Raw genomic sequence first — 19,333 nt, forward strand, 5'->3', positions numbered from 1 at the left:
GCTCCCTTTTGCGGACAGATGCTGACCGCAATCGACCAATCCGTCGGCGGTGCCGGCGTCAGTCGCGGGCGCCGAGAGCAAGCTCGTCGGGATGCGCACCCACCCTTGCTCCGGTGTCGAGTGCGGCGATCGCGGCCATGTCCGCGTCGTCGAGTTCGAAGTCGAGGACGTCGATGTTCTGGGCGATGCGCTCCTCGTGGACCGACTTCGGGATGACGATCACCCCGTTCTGAAGGTGCCAGCGGATCATCACCTGCGCGGCCGACCGGCCATGGCGCTCGCCGATGCCGGTGAGTGCCGGATCGGTGAGCAGGGTGTTCGGTGAGGAGTCGGCGCCCCAGCCGGAGCCGCTGCCGCCCAACGGACTCCACGCCTCGACTGCGATGCCCTTCGTCGCGCAGTACGAACGCAGGTCCCGCTGTGCCAGCCGCGGATGCAGTTCGACCTGATCGACGGCCGGGACTTCCCCGGTTGCGTCGATGATCGCGTCGAGATGGTGTGGCTCGAAGTTGGACACGCCGATCGCGGAGGCCTTGCCGGCATCCCGGATCTCGACCAGGGCCTGCCACGTCTCGATCATCCGGTCGCGGTTCTGCAATGGCCAGTGGATGAGGTAGAGGTCGACGTGGTCGAGGCCGAGCCGCTCGAGGCTCGCGTCGATTGCGCGGTGCGCCCGGTCGCGACCGTGGTCGGCGTTCCACAGTTTCGTGGTGACGAAAACGTCGCCACGATCGACCCCAGAGGCGGTGATGCCACGACCCACCGCGGCTTCGTTGCCGTAGGCGGCCGCCGTGTCGATGTGGCGATACCCCGCAGTGCCGATGGCGTATTCGACGGCTTTCTCGGTGTCGGAGTCGTCGGCCTGCCACACGCCGAGCCCGAGCTGGGGGATCAGCGCGCCGGTGGACAACTCGATGGTCGGGAGATCGGTGCTCATCTCTCCAGGCTATCGATCCAGGCCATCGGTCGGCCGTGGGTTCACGACGAGCCGAGAGCCGGCCGGGTCAGGAAGAACTGCCAGATCAGTTGGGTCGCCGACATCGCCCCACCGACGCTGCCGGTGCCGTGGCCGCCCACCGCGGCGGGCCACCGGTGACCACCGCCACGCAGGCGGTAGTGCACGACCGACGAACCGAGGCCACCGCACAGCGGCCAGGAGAGGCGGTCGACCGAGTGCGTGAGCGGCATGGTCAGGGGTGCGTCGACACAGCCCGCCCGCTGCGTCCAACGTCGGAGCCAGCTCGCCGAGGACAGATACCGCTCGCCGAACCGGGTGCCGCCCTGATACGAGATGGTGCGGTCGGCGGTGCCGTGGAAGTCGATCAACGAGATCGCCGGACCAGATTGGCACCGGGCCACCGAGCGCGCGTACACGGCTGCGGACACCGTGGCGAAGCCGGCGAACTCCCAGGGCATCCGGCAGGCCAGCAACGCGACGAACCCGCCACCGTTCGAGCGGCCGACGGCAAAGGTGCGGGAGCGGTCCACGCACGCCGCGGTGCGCAGATCACGCAGGATCTCGCGGGTGAAGGCGACGTCGTCGGCGCGGGGCGAGGCATACGGGGCGCCCTGCCACGCCGATTGACCTTTGCGGCCGGCCAGGCCCAGCGGATAGACGACGATCGCCGGCAGACCCGACAGGCCGCTGTAGTTCGCGAACGTCGCGGCGCGTTCGGCTCGGCCGTGATACGCGATGATCAGGGGCACCGGAATGTGGCCGGTGTAGATCGAGGGAACGTGCACCTGATAGCGCCGGGTCACGCCACCCACCCGCACCGAGCGGGCCGTCGTCGAGCCTGCTCTCATGATCGACGCGGTGCCGCATCCGGCGACCGGGTGGGCGGCGACAGCAGGCGTCGTCGGTGCGGGCGCTCGGCGATCGGGCTCGGGGGCCGCACGGCCGGTCGTCATACCCTCGATGAGCAGGGTCAGCGCGATGACGATGCACCACGTCGCGACGGCGAGGCGTCGCACTGTGCGACGTCGGGTGGCGGACACCGCAACAGGATATGGCGGCACACCCGCCGATCGGGGCGGGTTCGCGCGGTCCGCGTAATCCGCACCGAGTCCGAGACGATCTGACATTCTTGGCCGGTGTCCCGAAGTGTCCCGCTGCGGCGTGGCCGCACCGTGGTGATGGCGTTGGCGTCTGTCGTCGCGGTGACGGTCACCTCCTTCACCGTCTCGGCCGATGTGCATGCGGAGCCGCAGGCACTCCCTCGCGACTTCGCGTGGGGTGTCTCGTCGTCCGGATTCCAGAGCGAAGGCTCCTCACCGGACAGCAATTGGGCGCGGTACGCGGCCTCGGGGAGAACCCACGACCGGATCGGATCGTCGGTCGACTTCCGGCACCGCTACCGCGAGGACATCGCCCGGGCCGCCGACCTCGGCGTCGGCGTGTACCGCGTCGGGGTCGAGTGGGCCCGGATCGAACCGCGGCCGGGAGTGGTGGACCGCGCCGAACTGGCCTACTACGACGACATGATCGCCGCGATCGTCGAGGCCGGGATGCGCCCGATGATCACCCTCGACCACTGGGTCTATCCCGGCTGGATCGCCGATCGCGGTGGATGGGCTGACCCGTCCACCGCGGCGTCCTGGCTGCGTAACGCCCGCCGCGTCGTCGACCGGTACGCACGCTACGACCCGTACTGGATCACCATCAACGAACCGTTCACCTACGTCACCAACGAGATCCGGACCGGCTCCATCGCGCCCACCGCGGTCCCCACGATGCTCGACCGCCTCGTCGACGTCCATCGGAGGATCTACCACCACATCCATCGCCGCGATCCGGATGCGATGGTGTCGTCGAACGTCGCCTACATCCCGACCGTCGAACCACTGCTCGACACCCAGTTCGTCGACCGCGTCGCCGACACCCTCGACTTCATCGGGGTCGATTACTACTACTCGATCTCACCGGCCGACACCAACGCCTGGAACGCCGCGATCGAGCAGCAGTGGAACGCGCCCGTCGCGGCCGACGGCCTGTACTACGCACTCCGCGACATGGCGCGGCGCTACCCGTCCAAGCCGCTGTACGTGGTGGAGTCGGGCATGCCCACCCGAGACGGTGCGGGGCGCCCGGACGGCTACCGGCGCGGGGATCATCTCCGTGATCTCGTCTACTGGGTGCAGCGGGCCAGAGGCGACGGCATCGACGTCATCGGGTACAACTACTGGAGTCTCACCGACAACTACGAGTGGGGAAGCTACACACCGAGATTCGGGCTCTACACGGTGGACGTCGCGACCGATCCGACCCTGACCCGTCGGCCCACCGACGCGGTCGCAGCCTATCGGCGGATCACCGCGGACAATGGGGTGCCGGCAAACTACCGGCCGACTCGCCCCGCCGAGTTCTGTTCGCTGGTCGCGGCGCCGTCGAGCTGCACCGAGCCCGTTCGCTGACATCGAAGGAGCCCGCCCATGGCCAAGACCGTGCTGCCCATCGCCCCGACCGTCGACGCCCTCGTCGCGCAGTGGGCGACTCTCGAGCGCGTGGTGACGCCGCTGTCCGACGACGAGTGGGCGGCTCCGTCGATCCTGCCCGGGTGGTCGGTGGCCGACGTCATCGCGCACGTGGTCGGAACGGAGAGCCTGCTCGAGGGACGAGACGTCCCCACGACGCGCGACGTCACCGCGCTCGAGCATGTCCGCAATCCGATCGGCGAACTCAACGAACGGTGGCTCGATCACTATCGTCCGGTGACCCGCGCCGACGTGATGGCCGCCTACGCGGAGATCGTGGGTGTGCGCACCGAGGCGCTATGCGCCATGACTCAGAACGACTTCGACGGCGACGCGTTGACCCCGGCCGGCCCGGACACGTACGGCCGATTCATGCGCATCCGCGTCTTCGACTGCTGGATTCACGAGATCGACATCCGTGACAGCACCGACGGTTCGGCGCCGTCGGATGACATACCGGCGGCGGTAGCGCTCGACGAGATCGCCACCTCGTTGCCGTACGTCGTCGGCAAGCGTGCCAGGACGCCGAAGGGGACATCGGTGCTGTTCGCGATCGAGGGTCTCGGGGCGCGTCAGATCCGGATCTACGTCGATGACCGTGCGGCTACCGTCGACGCCTTCCCGGACGGCGACGACTCCGCCGACGTCACGCTGACCCTCGACTCGATCGACCTCGGGCGGTTGGTCGGCGGGCGGAAGACCGCGAACCCGGCGCGGGTCGCGATCGCCGGCGACCGGGCGATCGGGGAGGCCATCGTCGCCAAGCTCGACTATGTCATGTGAGTTCTCCGAACGGGGTCATGTGAGTTCTTCGAACGGGTGTTCGCTTGGGTTTTGTTGTATGGATGGTGCGATTCACGGCAGGAAAGTTCGCGTCATCTGATCGGATGAGTGGTGGTGGGGGGGATTTCGATACGGCTCCTCGCTGCCGCTCGTCACCTACTCAATCAGCGGGAGAAAGGCTCGTTGCCGCTCGTCACCTACTCAATCAGCGGGAGAACGGCTCGCTGCCGCTCGACGCCTACTCAATCGGCGGTGGGGACAACCTACTCAATCGGGGGATCGGTGATCACCGAACCGGACCCGAACTCCCGTGCCTGTCGGCCGGCGAGGATCTTGGCGGGCTGCGGATCGGCGAGCAGCGTGCGGACCAGGCCGGGGCCGGCCTCGATCGCTCGATCCGAGGCGACCAGCACCAGGTTGCCGGTGCGGCGGCCTTTCAGCATCGCCGCGTCCGCGACGACGGCGACGTGCTCGAATACCGATGCGGCCGTGGTCACCTCGGCGCGGGCGAGGGTCAGGTCCCGGTTGTCGCCGCAATTCGCGAGGTACAAGCCGCCGGGCGTGAGGACGCGCCGCACCTCGACGACGAACTCGTGAGTGGTGAGATGCCTCGGCGTGCGTGCCTCCGCGAACGCATCCCGGACGACCACGTCCCGTGTGTCCTCGCGGAGTGATTCGAGGACCTCCCGGGCATCGCCGACGCGGATGCGCAGGCGCGGGGCGCGCGGCAGGTCGAACCACTCACGTGCCAACCGGGCCAGAGCACCGTCGATCTCGACCGCCACCTGCCGCGACTCCGCGTAGCGGTCGGCGATGAACCGGGGCAGCGCGCACGCCGCCGCACCGAGATGCAGGACCCGCAAGGCGGCGTCGTCGGAGTACGCCTCGGCGATCATGGCGGCCATCTGCCGCATGTACTCGAAGTCCAGCACGCCGGGATCGGGATGGATATGTGAACTCTGAGCGCCGTTCACGGTCAGCAGCCAGCCACCCGCGACGGTGTCGGGCATCAGTTCGGCGACGCCGGTGTCGATCGGGTGGGTACCGGCGACCGGTTCGGCGCGGGATCTGGCCATCGCGGTGAGTCTAGCGTCGGAAACCAGGTCGCCCGTGCGCGTGCGCCGCCACGGGCGTCGATACGATCGCCGACGTGCCGGATTCCTGTAGAGCGGTTCGCATTCCCCCTCGGGCCGACATCGCGGCCGGGCTGCTGATGGGCCTCGTCGCCGACCGCGCCGTGGGGGACCCGCGGCGCCTGCATCCGGTGGCCGGCCTGGGCCGGGCGATCGGCCTGGCGGAGACGTGGCTGTATCACGACACACGTCGTCACGGGGTGCTGTTGGCCGGCCTCTGTGTCGGCACCGCGTGGACCGCCGCCGCGCTCGTCGGCGCGCGCACCCGCGGGCGGACCCGCGTGCTCGTGACGGCTGCGACCACCTGGTCGGTGCTCGGCGGCACGACGCTGTGCCGGGTGGGGGAGGACGTGGCCGATCTGCTCGATGACGGCGACATCGACGGGGCGAGAGCGCTGGTGCCCAGTCTCTGCGGACGGGACCCGGAGTCACTCGACGCGGCCGGGATGGTCCGGGCAGCAGTGGAATCGATCGCCGAGAACACCTCCGACGCTGCGGTGGCCCCACTGTTCTGGGGTGGGGTGGCGGGCCTGCCCGGCCTGGTCGCGTACCGGACCGTCAACACTCTCGACTCGATGGTCGGCTATCGCTCGCCACGTCACGAACGATTCGGGTGGGCGTCGGCGCGGCTCGACGATCTGGTCAATCTGGTGCCCGCCCGACTGTCCGGGCTGCTCGTGGCGGCCCTGGGGGGTGCGCCGAGGCGCAGTATCGGCGCCTGGCGTCGAGATGCGCGGGCCCATCCCAGCCCGAACGCGGGTGTCGTCGAGGCGGCGTTCGCCGGGGCGCTCGGGGTGCGGCTGGGCGGCCGCACCGAGTATCCGCACGGCGTCGAGCAGCGACCCGAGTTGGGTACGGGTCCGGCGCCGACCACCGCCGACCTGCGGGCGGCGGCGCGACTGTCGCGTCGCGTGCAGGTGGGTGCAGCCCTCGTCGCGGCGGGTCTGGCGGTGGGTGTCAGCCGCCGTAGCGGTGTGTGAGCTTCGCGCGGACATCGTCGTCGGCGGTCTCGGCATCCGGGCCGCTGCCTACCTGGTGACGTTGACGCGAGCCCGACGCGGCGCCCGCGTCCCGAAGATCAGCGCGGACACGACCACGCCGCCCGCGCGACGCGGGTGAGGCGTCCGGACGGGCGGGCGTCCTGCTGCCGTCGCCCCGGTCGTCGCCGCTCGTCGCCGTGTCGGTGGCCGTCTGCCCGGCGCGACGCCGCTGGCGGATCTCCGCATAGATGAAGTAACCCGCCCCCAACGGCGCCATGATGCCGAAGGCCAGCCACTGCAGCCCGTAGGAGAGATAGGGTCCGGAGTCCAGTTGGGGCAGCGGGATCTCGCCCAGCGATCCGGGCTGGTCGGGTGAGAGTTGCAGGTAGAACGGGTCGAGATCGGTGTCGACGGCGCGGCCCACCTCGGCCGGATCGATGGTGTAGACGGCCACCGTGTCCGCTTCGCTGTGTGCGCCGCGGCCGGGCGACGTGCCCTCGCCTTCGCGTATGCGCGCCTCGATCGTGGTGACCTCCGAGGGGGCGGCCGGGATCGGTGGCAACGCGTCCTGCTCTGGGCGGACATAGCCGCGGTCCACCAGGACGACACGCGAGCCGTCCTCGACGGCGAAGGGGGTCAGCACCTCCACGGCCGGCCGTTCCTCGACCGAACGCAGTCGGACGGCCACCTCTCGGTCGGTCAGATAGCGGCCGGTCAGCGTGACCTCTCGCCATTCCGTCGACGGGTCGAAGGGGGCACCCGGCGCGGCGACGTCATCGATCGGAACCGGCGCCTGGGTCATCGCCGCCTCGATCAGATCGTTGCGTTCCTCGGTGTCGCTGCTCTTGCCCAACTGCCATGGAGCCAGCAGGGTGAAGCACATCGCCGCGAACGCGACGACCACCACGCCCAGGGCGAGCCACCCCGGGCGCAGGAACGTCCGCACCACATGCACCCCTCAACGGTACCGAGCGGCGGAAGTGGGGCGCCGTCGTGCCGTGCACTCGGCGGTGACGGGCCAGGGTAGCGTTGACGAAATGCGAGATTTCCTGTGCCGGACCTGCGGTCAGCGATTGTCGTTCGAGAACAGTCTGTGTCTGAACTGCAAGAGTGCACTGGGATTCTGGCTGCCCACCCGTTCCATCTACGTGCTCGACGACTCCGGGCGCACCGAGGTCGATGGTCTCCTCCTCGAGCGCTGCGCCAACAATCTTGTAGCGCAATGCAACTGGCTTGTGACGTGGTCCGGTGTGCCGACGATGTGCGCATCGTGCGCGCTCACCCGGACCCGCCCGTCCGACGACGAGGTGGATGCGCTCGCGGAATTCGGGCGCGCCGAGACGGCCAAACGCCGCCTCGTCCTCGAACTCGACGAACTGGGCCTGCCGATCCGCGGCCGCGATGAAGACCCCGAGACCGGGCTGGCCTTCGACCTGTTGTCGAGTTCACAGTCGTCGGTGGTGACCGGCCACGCCAGCGGCGTCATCACCCTCGACCTCGCGGAGGGCGACGACGTGCACCGCGAGCAGATGCGCGTGGAGTTGGAGGAGCCGTATCGCACGGTGCTCGGACACTTCCGTCACGAGATCGGCCACTACTACCAGCTCGTCCTGATCGACGAATCCAACCGGGCGCAGTTCGACGACCTCTTCGGCGATCCCGACGAGGACTACCAGGCGGCCCTGGATCGTCACTACTCGCAGGGGGCGCCCGAGGGGTGGGCGCGCGACTACGTGTCGTCGTACGCGACCATGCATCCGGCGGAGGACTTCGCCGAGACCTTCGCCCACTACCTGCACATTCGCGACACCCTCGACACGGCGGCGGCGTTCGCGATGGCACCGGCCGGGTCGACGCTCGACAGCGTGTTGCCCGGCGACGTCGGATTCGAGCGTCTCGTCGAGTGGTGGCTCCCGCTCACCTGGGCGCTCAACCAGATCAACCGCTCGATGGGTCACCCGGACCTGTACCCGTTCGTGCTCCCGGAACGGGTGCTCGACAAGATCCGGTTCGTGCACAACCTGGTGTTGCCGGGCTGACCCGCCGTTCGGCACGGGGTGGCGGTGGGTTCAGCCGGCCCGAACGTTGGCCCGCACCCAGTCGAGCAGGCCGGGGACCGATGCCTCGATCTGTCGGCGGGTGATCTCGAAGTCTTCGCCGGTGCCGTAGTACGGGTCGTTGAGATCCAGGTCGGCGGGATCTGCCGTGGGGTCGAAGCTGCGCAGAAGCCGCACCTTGTCGCCGAGCCGCTTGCGTTCCAGCTCGCGGACGTGACCGGCGTCCATGGCGACGAGCAGATCGGCGTCGAAGTGTTCGGGTGAGAGTTGCGCGGCGACGTGGTTGTCCGGATAGCCGTGGGCCAACAGTTCGGTGCGCGCCCGATTGTCGGCGGGCTCCCCGGTGTGAAAGCCGCTCGTCCCACAGCTGTCCACATGTACCTGCCCGGACAGGCCCGAATCGTCGAGGGCCGCCCGGAAGATGTTCTGTGCCATGGGCGACCGGCAGATGTTGCCGGTGCACACGAAACACACATGCAATTGATCAGACACCCAGTACCTCGCGCAGATCTGCGATGGACCCGACCGCCCAGGCCGCCGAGCCGTCCTCCCCGTCCAGAGCGTAACCCCAACCCACGATGACTGCTGGGATCCCGTACAGCGCGGCACCTTCGACGTCGTGAGCGCGGTCACCGATCATCACCACCGGGCCGTCGGTCACATGCTCGCCGGCATCGGCCCGCACCCCCAGCCGTGCCAGCGCGTGGGCGATGACGTCGGATTTCGCGCGGCGGGTGCCGTCGTCGCTCGCTCCCGCGATCACGGCGAAGTGCTCGGCGAGACCGAAGTGTTCGAGGATCGCCACCGCCGTCTTCTCGTTCTTCGACGTCGCCACCGCGAGGGTGCGGCCCGCCGAGCGCAGATCGGCGAGGACATCGGCCATGCCGTCGTACACGGCGTTCTCCAGCCAACCGGTGTCGGTGTAACGCTCGCGGTACGCGCGCATCGCGGCGTCCGCGGTGGCCTGGTCGAGTCCCATCCCGGTGAGGGTGTCGATCATGGGCGGGCCGGCGATACCGGCGACGAGGTCGGGGGAGGGGTCGGGGGCACCGACGGTCGACAAGGCGTACCGGAAACTGTTGGCGATACCGGCGAAACTGTCGGTGATCGTGCCGTCGAGGTCCACCAGCAGCACGGTGGACGGATCTGCGGGGTCGGCGCGGTGGGCGGCGATCTCGGGAGTTCCAGGTGTGTCGGTCACCGTTCCATCGTGCACGTAGGCTGGGGATTTATGACATCGGGGCTGTTCGCACGGGACCGACACGGTGACGCCGACGCCGAACCGGGACTCGTCGACTTCGCGGTGAATGTCCGTTCCGGGCCGCCGCGGTTCGTCGCCGACGCCCTGGCCGCGCGGATCGGCGACCTGGCCGCCTATCCGTCGCCCCGCGACGAACAGCGGGCCGTCGAAACGGTCGCGGCGGCCCACGGACGACGCCCGGACGAGGTGTTGCTGCTGGCCGGCGCCGCCGAGGGATTCGAACTGCTGCCGCGCCTCGCCCCGCGGCTGGCGGCGCTGATCCAGCCGTCGTTCACCGAACCGGAACTCGCATTGCGTGCGGCGGGCATCCCGATCACCGACGTGATCCTGCCCCCGCCATGGGAACTGGACGCGACGTCGGTCCCCGACGAGGCCGACCTGGTGGTGCTCGGCAACCCCACCAATCCCACCTCCGTCCTGCATCCGCGCACCGAGATCGAAGGGCTGCGTCGACCGGGACGAATCGTGGTGGTCGACGAGGCCTTTGCCGACGTCACCACGGACCCACCGAGCGGGCGACACGAACCCTGCTCCATTGCCGCCGAAGCGTCCGACGATGTGATCGTCATCCGCAGCGTGACAAAGACATTCGGTCTCGCCGGGCTGAGAGCGGGATATCTGCTGGCCCACCCCGATGTGATCGGCCGCCTCACCGTCGGCCGGCGGCCGTGGCCGCTGGGCACGCTGGCGCTCACCGCGGTGGCGCAGTGTGTCGGACCGGTGGGGCAGGACTACGCACGTACCGTGGCCCACCGCATCGCCGAGGACCGCGCGGCGATGGTCGCCATGCTCGAGACCGCCGGCATCGAGGTCTGCGCACCGCCACGCGCGTCGTTCGTCCTGATCCGCGTGCCGGATGCGTTGGCGCTGAAAGACCGGTTGCGGCACAACGGATTCGCGATCCGCAGCGCGGCGAACTTCGTCGGGCTCGACGACGAGTACGTGCGCTTGGCGGTCCGAGATCCCGCCACCACTCGGACGCTCGTCGACACCATCACGGCCCTACGAGAGGAGATGGCAGCATGCCGACAACCGTCGCCGAGGTGATCGGGGTACTCGACCGCGCCTACCCGCAGAATCTGGCCGAGCCGTGGGACTCGGTGGGTCTCGTCTGCGGTGACCCGGCCGAACCGGTGGATTCGATCCTGGTGTGCGTGGACGTCACCGACGACGTGGTGGCCGCAGCCATCGGGATGGGCGCACAGATGATCGTCGCCCACCATCCGCTGCTGTTGCGGGGAGTGGATTCGGTGGCCGCCGACACCGCGAAGGGACGGATCGTGCACCGGCTGATCCGTTCGGGCATCGCCTTGTTCACTGCCCACACCAACGCCGACAGCGCGCGCCCCGGGGTGTCCGATGCCCTCGCGGAATCGCTCGACGTACTCGACACCGTCCCGATCGACGCGAGATCGTCGGCGCCGGTCGACAAGTGGGTGGTGATGGTGCCGGAGGGCAACGCCGAACAGGTCAGCGAGGCGATGTTCGCGGCTGGCGCAGGCGCTGTCGGCGAGTACCGCGACTGCTGTTGGACGGTGGTCGGCACCGGTCAGTTCGAGGCGCAGGAAGCCGCCAACCCTGCCATCGGGTCCATCGGGGAACGCACCCGCGTCGATGAGGAGCGGGTGGAGATGGTGGCCGACCGTCGGCTGCGGCGCGCGGTGCTGACGGCACTGCGCGGGGCTCATCCTTACGAGGAGCCCGCGTTCGACATCCTCGAGGTCGCCGACACCGCGATGGACGTCGGGCTGGGTCGGATTGGTCGGCTCGACGCCCAGACAACCGTCGCGGAGTTCGCCCGCAAGGTGGCCGATCGCCTGCACGTGCCGTCCGGCGTGCGCGTCGCCGGCACCGCCGACGCGCCGGTCGAAACGGTCGCCGTGTGCGGCGGGGCGGGTGATTCGCTCCTCGACGCCGTCGCCGCGGCGGGCGCCGATGTGTACGTCACCGCCGACCTGCGTCATCATCCCGCCGACGAGAGCCTGCGGCGGGGTGGGCCGGCGCTGATCGATGCGGGGCACTGGGCCACCGAGTTCCCGTGGTGCGGCCAGGCGTCGCGACTGCTCGCCGCGCACCTGCACGTCACCGTCGCGGTGCACCGCGAACCGACCGACCCGTTCGCGTTGGTCGCCCGACCCTGACCACCCCGAACCTGCCTACCCCAAACCTGACTACTCCGCCGGGGCGGTCGGGCAGGCGCGTACGGTATGTGGCACCCGCGGCACCGTGGGCGAGAACAGCACAGGGGAACCGGGCGCACGGAGAAGACGTGGGCAGGGGATGAGGCACGGGTGACGACAGCACAGTACGACCGCGAACAACGGAGGTGGCCACGGTGAAGGTGGATGCCGGAGCGCAACGACTACTCCTCGATCTCGCCGACGTCGACGCCGAGCTCGCCCGGATCGACCATCGTCGGACGTCGCTGCCCGAAGACGCCGAACTCGCCGACCTCGCCACTCGCGCCGACGCGGCCCGCGACGACCAGGTCCGCGCGGAGATCTCCGCGGAGGACCTCACCCGCGAGTACCGGCGGATGGAGACCGAGGTCAACGGCATGACCGCGCGCGAGGCCAAGGACTCCCAGCAACTCACCGCGGGCGGACTCGCCCCCAAGGCGCTGTCGGAACTGCAACACGAACTGACCGGGCTGGCGCGTCGTCGCACGATCATCGAAGACGACATGCTCGGTGTGATGGAACAGCAGGAGGCGATCGCCGCCGAGCAGCAACGCGCGTCGGCGACCCTGGAGCACCTGGCCACGGAGACCGCGAGTGTGCGCGAACGCCGCGACACCGCGATGGCCGATCTCGACGCCGACCTCGAGGCCGCGACGTCGCGCCGCGCCGGACTCGTCGCCGACATCGCGCCCGAACTTCTCACCATCTATGACCGGCAACGTTCGTCCGGCCGCGTCGGCGCCGGGCTGTTGCGCGCCCGCCGCTGCGGCGCCTGCCGGATGGAACTCGACCGCGGCACCATCGCATCGATCGCGGCAGCCGCGCCCGACGAGGTGATCCGATGCGAGGAATGCGGAGCGATCCTCGTGCGGACGGCCGAGTCGGGTCTGTAGATGTCGGGAGAGAAGTCGTCGGGGGCGACGGCAACCGGCGACCGGGCGCCGACATGGCAGGGCCAACGCGTTCGGCCGACCCGATTCCTGCTCCTGCGCCACGGCCAGACAGCCCTGTCGGTCGAGCGCAGGTACTCCGGCCGCGGGAATCCGGAACTCACCGACCTCGGGCGTCGGCAGGCGGCTGCATCGGCCGAACGCCTGGGGGCCGACACGGACATCACCGCCGTGGTGTCGTCGCCGCTGAGTCGTGCGCTGACCACGGCGCGTGCCGCTGCCGACCGGCTCGGAGTCGACGTGGAGATCGACGACGGTTTCATCGAGACCGATTTCGGTGCCTGGGAAGGTCTGACGTTCGTCGAAGCCTCCCAACGCGACCCCGACCTGCACGGTCGGTGGCTCGGCGACACGACGGTGCCCGCGCCCGGAGGCGAGAGCTTCGGTGAGGTCGCCGAGCGGGTGAACGCGGCCAAAGATGCTCTGCTGCAGCGCTATCCGGGACAGACGGTGCTGGTCGTCTCACATGTCACACCGATCAAGTCACTGCTGCGGGACGCGCTGGGAAGTGGACCCGAACTGCTCTTCCGCCTTCACCTCGATCTCGCGTCGCTGTCGATCGCCGAGTTCTTCCCGGATGGCGGGTCGGTCGTGAAACTGGTCAACGACACCAGCCACCTCACCTGACCCGTCGACCACCACGGCTATCCTGGATGGGCGAACGAGTCGGCCGGGCGGCCGCGGTGCGCGGAACGGCCCGCTGACGGGTACGCCGACACCGAGGAAAGTCCGGACTCCACAGAGCAGGGTGGTTGTCAACGGCAACCCGGGGTGACCCGCGGGACAGTGCCACAGAGAACAGACCGCCGTCGACCGGTCCTTCGGGGCCGACCGACGGTAAGGGTGAAACGGTGCGGTAAGAGCGCACCAGCGGCGCGGGTGACCGCGTCGGCTCGGTAAACCCCACCCGGAGCAAGGCCGAAGCTCGCACCACGGGAAACCGTGCGTGCGGGTGCGCGGATGATCGAGGGCTGCTCGCCCGAGTCCGCGGGTGGGCCGCTCGAGGTACCCGGCGACGGTGTGCCCAGATGGATGGTCGCCACCCGGTCTCTTCTGATCGGGTACAGGATCCGGCTTACACGCCGGCTCGTTCGCCCTTCGCCGGTCCGCGCACCCGGCGATGTCGCCTACAGTCGGTGACGTGCAGCGCGTACTGTCGGCTCCCGACCTCGACTTCGATGCGGTTCGAACCGAACTCGGAGTGAGCGAGGACTACGGGGCGGCGGCGCAGGCCGAGGCCGACGATGCGGTCGACCGCTTCGCCGCCGACCGCGAGGATCGCACCGATCTGCCCTTCGTGACGATCGATCCCCCGACGTCGATGGATCTCGACCAGGCGGTACACATCGTCGGCGACGCCGACGGCTTCGTCGTCCGGTACGCGATCGCGGACGTCGCGGCGCTCGTCGAACCCGAGGGCGCGCTCGACCAGGAGAGTCGGCGGCGTGGTACGACGATCTACTTCCCCGACCGCTCGGTTCCGCTGCATCCGCGCTCGTTGTCGGAAGGTGCGGGTTCGCTGCTGCCCGGGCAGGTTCGCCCATGCGTCCTGTGGACCATCCGCGTCGCGACGGACGGGACGGTCGGTGACGTCGACGTCCGCCGGGCGCTCATGCGGTCGGTGGCCAAACTCGACTATGCCGGGGTGTCGCGAGACGCCGCCGCCGGGCGGATGCATCCGTCGATCGAGGCGCTTCCGGCCTTCGGCGAGCTCCGGCACAGGCGTGCGCTGGAACGGGGTGCGGTCGAACTCGACCTGCCGGACCAGGAGGTGATGCGCGCCGACGGCGGATGGACTCTCCGGTTGGCCCCGCACACGCCGGCGGACATGTGGAACTCCCAACTGTCGCTGCTGACCGGGATGTGCGCCGGCACGATCATGGCCGACGCCGGCATCGGACTGCTCCGCACGATGCCCCGGGCGGGCAGCGACGCGGTCGCCGGGCTCGTCGCATCCGCGGCCGCACTCGGGGTCGCGTGGCCCGACGGTGCGACACCGGGCCAGTTCCTGGCCGGGCTGCCGCGCGATGCGCCGACCACGCTCGCGCTGATGTCCGCCGGCGCGGGGCTGATGCGCGGCGCCGATCACCTCGCGCTCGACGGTCAGACCGAGGTGCCGCCCGCCGAGAAGATGACCCATGCTGCGATCGGCGGCCTGTACGCGCATGTCACCGCACCGCTGCGACGGCTGGGCGACCGGTTCGCAACCGAGGTATGTCTGGCGGTCACCAGCGGGAAACCGGTGCCCAACTGGGTGATCCGCGCGCTCCCGACACTGCCGCGGGTGTTGCGGTCGGCGGCGTCGTTGGCGTCGGCGGCCGACCGTGCCAGCATCGACCTGGCCGAGGCGACGCTGCTGGCGGGTCGGGAGGGTGAGACCTTCGATGCCGTCGTGCTGCATGCGGCGACGCAGCGGCGGCCGGCCCAGGTGTTCTTGACCGAGCTCGCGGTGATCGCCCAGTGTGACGGCGACCCGGAGCAGGGTCGTCGTGTGTCCGTCGAGTTGCAGGTCGCCGATCCGGCGGCGCGGAAGGTGCTGTTCGCGCCGGTGTGAGTGGGCGGTGTGAGAGTGGGCGAGCCTGGGGTGCAACAGGTCTCGATACGCCGACTCGCTTCGTTCGCCGGCTACTCGACCAGCGAAGGAAGTTGGCCGACTACTCGACCAGCAAACAACGGGCCGGGTGATCGAAGAGTCAGAGATCCTTGGCGGCCTTGCGGTAATCGCCCAGCGCGCGTTCGCCGTCGACCTCTTGGCGGGCGTCGATCCGACCGAGCACGAACATGTCCCTGCCGGACAGAGAGCCGGAGGCGGCGAGGTCACGGAGCCGATCCCGGTTGATCCGGGTGTCGTTGTAGTCGCCGAGCGCCGACTGCACCCGCTTGGCGACGGCGGCGACGTTCTTGTAGCGCTTGCGGCCCAGCGGTTCCGCGGCGTCGGTGCTGTATCGCAATCGCTTTGCACGCTTGCGGATCACGTGCAGCTGTTCCTCCCACTCCGGGGATCGCTCACCCATCGACGCCAGCGTGGACTGCGCCTTGCGGATGCTCTTACGGTTCTTCTCGATCGATCGGTCGACGGCGGTGCCGGCGTCGAGTTCGGCGTCGGGTCCGGGAGGCGGTGACGCGACGAGCTCGTCGATGGCGTCGAGCAACGCGAAATACCGCTCCGAGTTCATCGCGACGTGCGCCGCCTTGATGGCGCGGTCATGGATCGTCGTCTCCGCGTCGGTGAGTTCGGCGATCAGCTCCGCCGACGCGTTCTCCGAGCGCAGCAGCCCCTGGTCGATGGCGATCTGCACCTCGGCATCGCGCGCGTCCCCGAGGATCCTGGCCAGCAGCTTCAACTCGTTGCTGAGATGTTGGGTGCGGACCGGATCGAGGACGGTGGGGAAGCCGGCGAAAATGCTGCGGAGACGACGGCACGCCACCCGCATCTGGTGCACCGCATCTTCGGCGTCGACCCGGACGAGCGGATCGTAGGCGATCAGCGCGTTGCGGTGGATCGCGATGTCGGTGACCACCAGGTCCAGCGCCGTAGGGCGGCGTCCGAGATGCGGTTCGACGACAGTCGGGGTGGTGCCGATGGCGCGGGCCAGTTTCGACGCCGACGATGCTTCCCGACCACCCGTGTTGCGCAGCAGTTTGTCGGCGGCCTTGAGTAGTCGGGTGTCCCGGCCGCCGTCCAGCATCTCGAACTCCCACTCGGCCCACTCCTGGAAGTGGCCGCCGGGCAGCAGGGACTGCGCGGTGACGAGGTCTTCGGCGAACTCGGCGACGGGGCGTCCGTCCGCACCCATGAGCGTGGTCACGGTCCGCGTGGTGGACACCGCCGCGACCGGGATGAGCTTGCGGGTTCGGGTCAGCGCGACCACCGGGGTGATCAGTTCGGTGGGGACGCTGCCCTCGGCGGGCGCCTCGTCGAATCCGATCTGGAGCTCGCGTCGCGCCCCGGGCACGCCGGAGGGCCGCTTCAGATGCCAGCCGGCGTCATGCCCGCCGGTGCGGCGACGCATCGTGATCCGGTTACCGGCGAGGTCGAGGTTCTCGGTGTCGAAGTAGGTGGCGTCGAGCTGGAACGTCTCCGGTGGCGTCGCCCCGATCACTCCGGGCAGGACTCGGAGATCCGGCGCGGTGTGTCCCGCATCCACGTCGAATTTCAGTTCCACCTCGACCTGTTCGGATGCGGCCACCGGTCCTCCTGTTGCATGCCACGGCGTCGACTTCTTCGCGCCCGTTCGTCGTGCCGAGTCTAGTGTTGCGGGTCTCCGATCATGCGGAGCGACCTGCGAAGTCGTCGGTCGCCGTGATCAGGTGGTGCCGGATACCGGGCTCGAACGAGGCGTGCCCGGCGTCGTCGACGACGTGCAGGGTGGCCTGCGGCCACGCCCGATGCAGGTCCCATGCGCTGCGCATCGGACAGACGACGTCGTAGCGCCCCTGGACGATGACCCCGGGGATGTGGGCGATCCGGTCGATGTCGGCCAGCAGCTGGCCGTCGTCGAGGAAGCCGTGGTGGACGAAGTAGTGGTTCTCGATGGTGGCGAAGGCGAGGTCGAAACGCGGGTTCCCCGCATCCATTCCGGCGTTGTCGTCGGGCTTCTTGGGCAGCAGGTAGCTCGTCGCCTGTTCCCAGCCGGTCCACGCACTCGCTGCGGTGTGCGCGACGTCGCGGTCGGCCGACGTGAGCAGCCGGTGGTAGGCGGCGACGAGGTCACCGTCGCGTTCGGACTCGGGGATGGGGGCCAGGTAGGACTCCCACAGATCGGGGAAGATGTGCGCGGCACCGCCGTTGTAGTACCAGTCGATCTCGCTGCGCCGCAGCAGGAAGATGCCGCGCAGAACGAGTTCGGTCACCCGGTCGGGATGCGTTTGCGCGTACGCCAGACCGAGGGTCGAACCCCACGAACCACCGAACACCTGCCATCGCGCGATGCCGAGATGCTCACGCAGACTTTCCATGTCGGCGATCAGGTGCGCCGTGGTGTTGACCGACAGGTCGGCGCCGTCGGCGATGTGCGGGCGCGACCGTCCGCAACCACGCTGATCGAACAGCACGATGCGGTAGCGCTCGGGGTCGAAGAATCGGCGCTGATCCGGCGACGTGCCGCCGCCGGGACCGCCGTGGACGAACACCACCGGCTTGCCGTCGGGGCGGCCGGAGGTCTCCCAATAGATCTGTTGGCCGTCGCCGACGTCGATGTGGCCGTGCTCGTACGGTTCGATCGGCGGGTAGAAGTCGCGCATGGGCCAACCCTAGAGCGTGGTCGAGAACCGGCTCACCGATCCCTGAGGGCGGGCACCCGATCCCTTAGGGCGTACCGATCCCTGAGGAGCCCGGAGCTTGCGGAGGGCGAGCCCACACGATCCCTGAGGAGCCCGGAGCTTGCGGAGGGCGTCACGAAGGGGCGCTTCGTGACGCGGACTTGCAGGCTCACCCGCTCCTCAGCGAGCAGGGGTGACGCGGGTTCGCAAGCTCACCGGCTCCTCATTGGGCGGGGGGCGCTTCGTGACGCGGGTTCGCAGGCTCACCCGCTCCTCAGCGAGCAGGGGTTACGCAGGCTCACCCGCTCCTCAGCGAGCGGGGGACGGGTCAGTAGCTGTGCTCGGGTGCGGGGAACGTTCCGCGGCGCACCTCGTCCGCGTACTGCTCTGCCGCCGAGCGCAACTCCGAACCGATGTCGGCGAATCGCTTGACGAACTTGGCGGTCTTGCCGTGGGTGAATCCCGCCATGTCCTGCCACACGAGCACCTGTGCGTCGGTCTCGTTGCCCGCGCCGATGCCGACGGTCGGGATGGTGAGCTTGCGGGTGATCTGGCCGGCGAGGTCGGCGGGGACCATCTCCATCACGACGGCGAACGCACCGGCCTCCTGGACGGCGATCGCGTCGGCGACGAGTTGGTCGCCGGCATCGCCGCGTCCCTGGACGCGATAGCCACCGAGACCGTTGACACTCTGCGGCGTGAAGCCGATGTGCGCCATGACGGGGATGCCTGCCGCCGTGAGGGCCGCGATCTGATCGGCGACACGCTCGCCGCCCTCGAGCTTGACCGCGTGTGCACCGGTCTCCTTGAACACCTTGATGGCGGATTCGAGCGCCTGCTGGGGGCCGGCCTCGTAGCTGCCGAACGGGAGGTCGGCGACGACGAGGGCATGCGGAGCACCGCGGACGACGGCCCGGATCAGCGGAATGAGTTCATCGACGGTGATCGGAATGGTGGTGTCGTAGCCGAGGACGACGTTGGCGGCGGAGTCGCCGACGAGGAGTACGGGAATCTCCGCGGCGTCGAAGATGCGCGCGGTCGAGTAGTCGTAGCAGGTCAACATCGACCACTTCTCGCCGTCGGCCTTCATCTGCGCGAGATGCTGGACACGGGTGGGTCGGCGACGCCGAGGGGTCACCGACGAGGAATCGCCCGCGACGGGGCTGGATGCGCCATACACCGAAGTTTCGGACATCGTTGTCTCTTTTCTGCCTCGAGTCCTGCCGTGCAGGTACCCGGGATGGGGCTGGACA

At 69.2% G+C, this 19,333-nt stretch carries 18 protein-coding genes and 1 other RNA gene; 10 read left to right on the forward strand and 9 right to left on the reverse strand.

The genetic code is table 11. The annotated features are described in order from the left end of the window. Window positions 1-58: 58 nt before the first annotated feature. Both VZC37_RS18610 and VZC37_RS18615 read right to left on the reverse strand, forming a co-directional pair. Window positions 59-937 carry an aldo/keto reductase gene (locus VZC37_RS18610; protein ID WP_330434508.1) on the reverse strand — a complete coding sequence of 293 codons (879 nt, stop codon included), beginning with the start codon at window positions 935-937 and terminating at the stop codon, window positions 59-61. Between the two features lie 41 nt (window positions 938-978). After that, window positions 979-1,998, reverse strand: coding sequence for a CE1 family esterase (locus VZC37_RS18615; RefSeq protein ID WP_330434509.1), 1,020 nt, complete (start codon window positions 1,996-1,998; stop codon window positions 979-981). Between the two features lie 138 nt (window positions 1,999-2,136). On the opposite strand from VZC37_RS18615, the gene VZC37_RS18620 reads away from it, so the two are divergent. Both VZC37_RS18620 and VZC37_RS18625 read left to right on the forward strand, forming a co-directional pair. Continuing rightward, window positions 2,137-3,414 (forward strand): glycoside hydrolase family 1 protein, encoded by a 1,278-nt coding sequence (locus VZC37_RS18620; RefSeq protein ID WP_330434948.1) that lies wholly within the window; start codon window positions 2,137-2,139, stop codon window positions 3,412-3,414. A gap of 18 nt (window positions 3,415-3,432) precedes the next feature. Further along, window positions 3,433-4,257, forward strand: a complete 825-nt coding sequence (locus VZC37_RS18625; RefSeq protein ID WP_330434511.1) for a maleylpyruvate isomerase family mycothiol-dependent enzyme — start codon at window positions 3,433-3,435, stop codon at window positions 4,255-4,257. Window positions 4,258-4,520: 263 nt separating this feature from the next. On the opposite strand, the gene VZC37_RS18630 is transcribed toward VZC37_RS18625, so the two are convergent. Then, window positions 4,521-5,333, reverse strand: a complete 813-nt coding sequence (locus tag VZC37_RS18630) for a spermidine synthase (RefSeq protein ID WP_330434512.1) — start codon at window positions 5,331-5,333, stop codon at window positions 4,521-4,523. A gap of 137 nt (window positions 5,334-5,470) precedes the next feature. Between VZC37_RS18630 and VZC37_RS18635 the strand changes: the two genes are divergently transcribed. Further along, window positions 5,471-6,370 carry a cobalamin biosynthesis protein gene (locus tag VZC37_RS18635; protein ID WP_330434950.1) on the forward strand — a complete coding sequence of 300 codons (900 nt, stop codon included), beginning with the start codon at window positions 5,471-5,473 and terminating at the stop codon, window positions 6,368-6,370. Here VZC37_RS18635 and VZC37_RS18640 read toward each other — a convergent pair. Beyond that, the gene (locus VZC37_RS18640; RefSeq protein ID WP_330434515.1) at window positions 6,348-7,325 is read right to left on the reverse strand and encodes an SURF1 family cytochrome oxidase biogenesis protein; all 978 of its coding nucleotides are present in this window, start codon (window positions 7,323-7,325) and stop codon (window positions 6,348-6,350) included. The genes VZC37_RS18635 and VZC37_RS18640 overlap by 23 nt on opposite strands. A gap of 82 nt (window positions 7,326-7,407) precedes the next feature. Between VZC37_RS18640 and VZC37_RS18645 the strand changes: the two genes are divergently transcribed. Further along, a complete protein-coding gene (locus tag VZC37_RS18645; protein WP_330434517.1) occupies window positions 7,408-8,409 on the forward strand; it encodes a zinc-binding metallopeptidase family protein in 1,002 nt (333 codons plus the stop codon). Between the two features lie 30 nt (window positions 8,410-8,439). On the opposite strand, the gene VZC37_RS18650 is transcribed toward VZC37_RS18645, so the two are convergent. After that, window positions 8,440-8,919, reverse strand: coding sequence for a low molecular weight protein-tyrosine-phosphatase (locus VZC37_RS18650; RefSeq protein ID WP_330434519.1), 480 nt, complete (start codon window positions 8,917-8,919; stop codon window positions 8,440-8,442). Further along, window positions 8,912-9,628: an HAD hydrolase-like protein gene (locus tag VZC37_RS18655; protein WP_431309447.1), complete on the reverse strand. Its 717-nt coding sequence runs from the start codon at window positions 9,626-9,628 to the stop codon at window positions 8,912-8,914. Before VZC37_RS18655 ends, VZC37_RS18650 begins: the two co-directional genes overlap by 8 nt. Window positions 9,629-9,658: 30 nt before the next feature. On the opposite strand from VZC37_RS18655, the gene cobC reads away from it, so the two are divergent. The 6 genes from cobC to VZC37_RS18685 all read left to right on the forward strand — a co-directional run bounded on the left by cobC (window position 9,659) and on the right by VZC37_RS18685 (window position 15,372). Then, the gene (cobC, locus tag VZC37_RS18660; protein WP_330434521.1) at window positions 9,659-10,735 is read left to right on the forward strand and encodes an Rv2231c family histidinol phosphate aminotransferase CobC; all 1,077 of its coding nucleotides are present in this window, start codon (window positions 9,659-9,661) and stop codon (window positions 10,733-10,735) included. Further along, window positions 10,711-11,829 (forward strand): Nif3-like dinuclear metal center hexameric protein, encoded by a 1,119-nt coding sequence (locus VZC37_RS18665; protein WP_330434524.1) that lies wholly within the window; start codon window positions 10,711-10,713, stop codon window positions 11,827-11,829. The genes cobC and VZC37_RS18665 overlap by 25 nt, the downstream gene beginning before the upstream one ends. 194 nt (window positions 11,830-12,023) lie before the next feature. After that, window positions 12,024-12,761: a zinc ribbon domain-containing protein gene (locus VZC37_RS18670; RefSeq protein ID WP_330434526.1), complete on the forward strand. Its 738-nt coding sequence runs from the start codon at window positions 12,024-12,026 to the stop codon at window positions 12,759-12,761. Continuing rightward, window positions 12,762-13,445: a histidine phosphatase family protein gene (locus VZC37_RS18675; protein ID WP_330434528.1), complete on the forward strand. Its 684-nt coding sequence runs from the start codon at window positions 12,762-12,764 to the stop codon at window positions 13,443-13,445. Window positions 13,446-13,480: 35 nt separating this feature from the next. Continuing rightward, window positions 13,481-13,912, forward strand: an RNA gene (rnpB, locus tag VZC37_RS18680) — RNase P RNA component class A. 47 nt (window positions 13,913-13,959) lie between these two features. Continuing rightward, entirely contained in the window at window positions 13,960-15,372 is a 1,413-nt protein-coding gene (locus VZC37_RS18685; protein WP_330434530.1) for an RNB domain-containing ribonuclease, read from the forward strand. Window positions 15,373-15,511: 139 nt separating this feature from the next. Here VZC37_RS18685 and VZC37_RS18690 read toward each other — a convergent pair whose 3' ends face one another. From VZC37_RS18690 to panB, 3 genes are all read right to left on the reverse strand, one after another. Further along, window positions 15,512-17,008, reverse strand: coding sequence for a CYTH and CHAD domain-containing protein (locus VZC37_RS18690; protein WP_330434532.1), 1,497 nt, complete (start codon window positions 17,006-17,008; stop codon window positions 15,512-15,514). Between the two features lie 79 nt (window positions 17,009-17,087). Continuing rightward, window positions 17,088-18,062 carry a prolyl aminopeptidase gene (pip, locus tag VZC37_RS18695; protein ID WP_330434534.1) on the reverse strand — a complete coding sequence of 325 codons (975 nt, stop codon included), beginning with the start codon at window positions 18,060-18,062 and terminating at the stop codon, window positions 17,088-17,090. Window positions 18,063-18,408: 346 nt separating this feature from the next. Further along, window positions 18,409-19,275, reverse strand: coding sequence for a 3-methyl-2-oxobutanoate hydroxymethyltransferase (gene panB / locus VZC37_RS18700; RefSeq protein WP_330434536.1), 867 nt, complete (start codon window positions 19,273-19,275; stop codon window positions 18,409-18,411). Between the last annotated feature and the right edge of the window lie 58 nt (window positions 19,276-19,333).

The organism is Gordonia sesuvii, assembly GCF_036350415.1.
GTDB classification, from domain to species: Bacteria; Actinomycetota; Actinomycetes; order Mycobacteriales; family Mycobacteriaceae; genus Gordonia; species Gordonia sesuvii.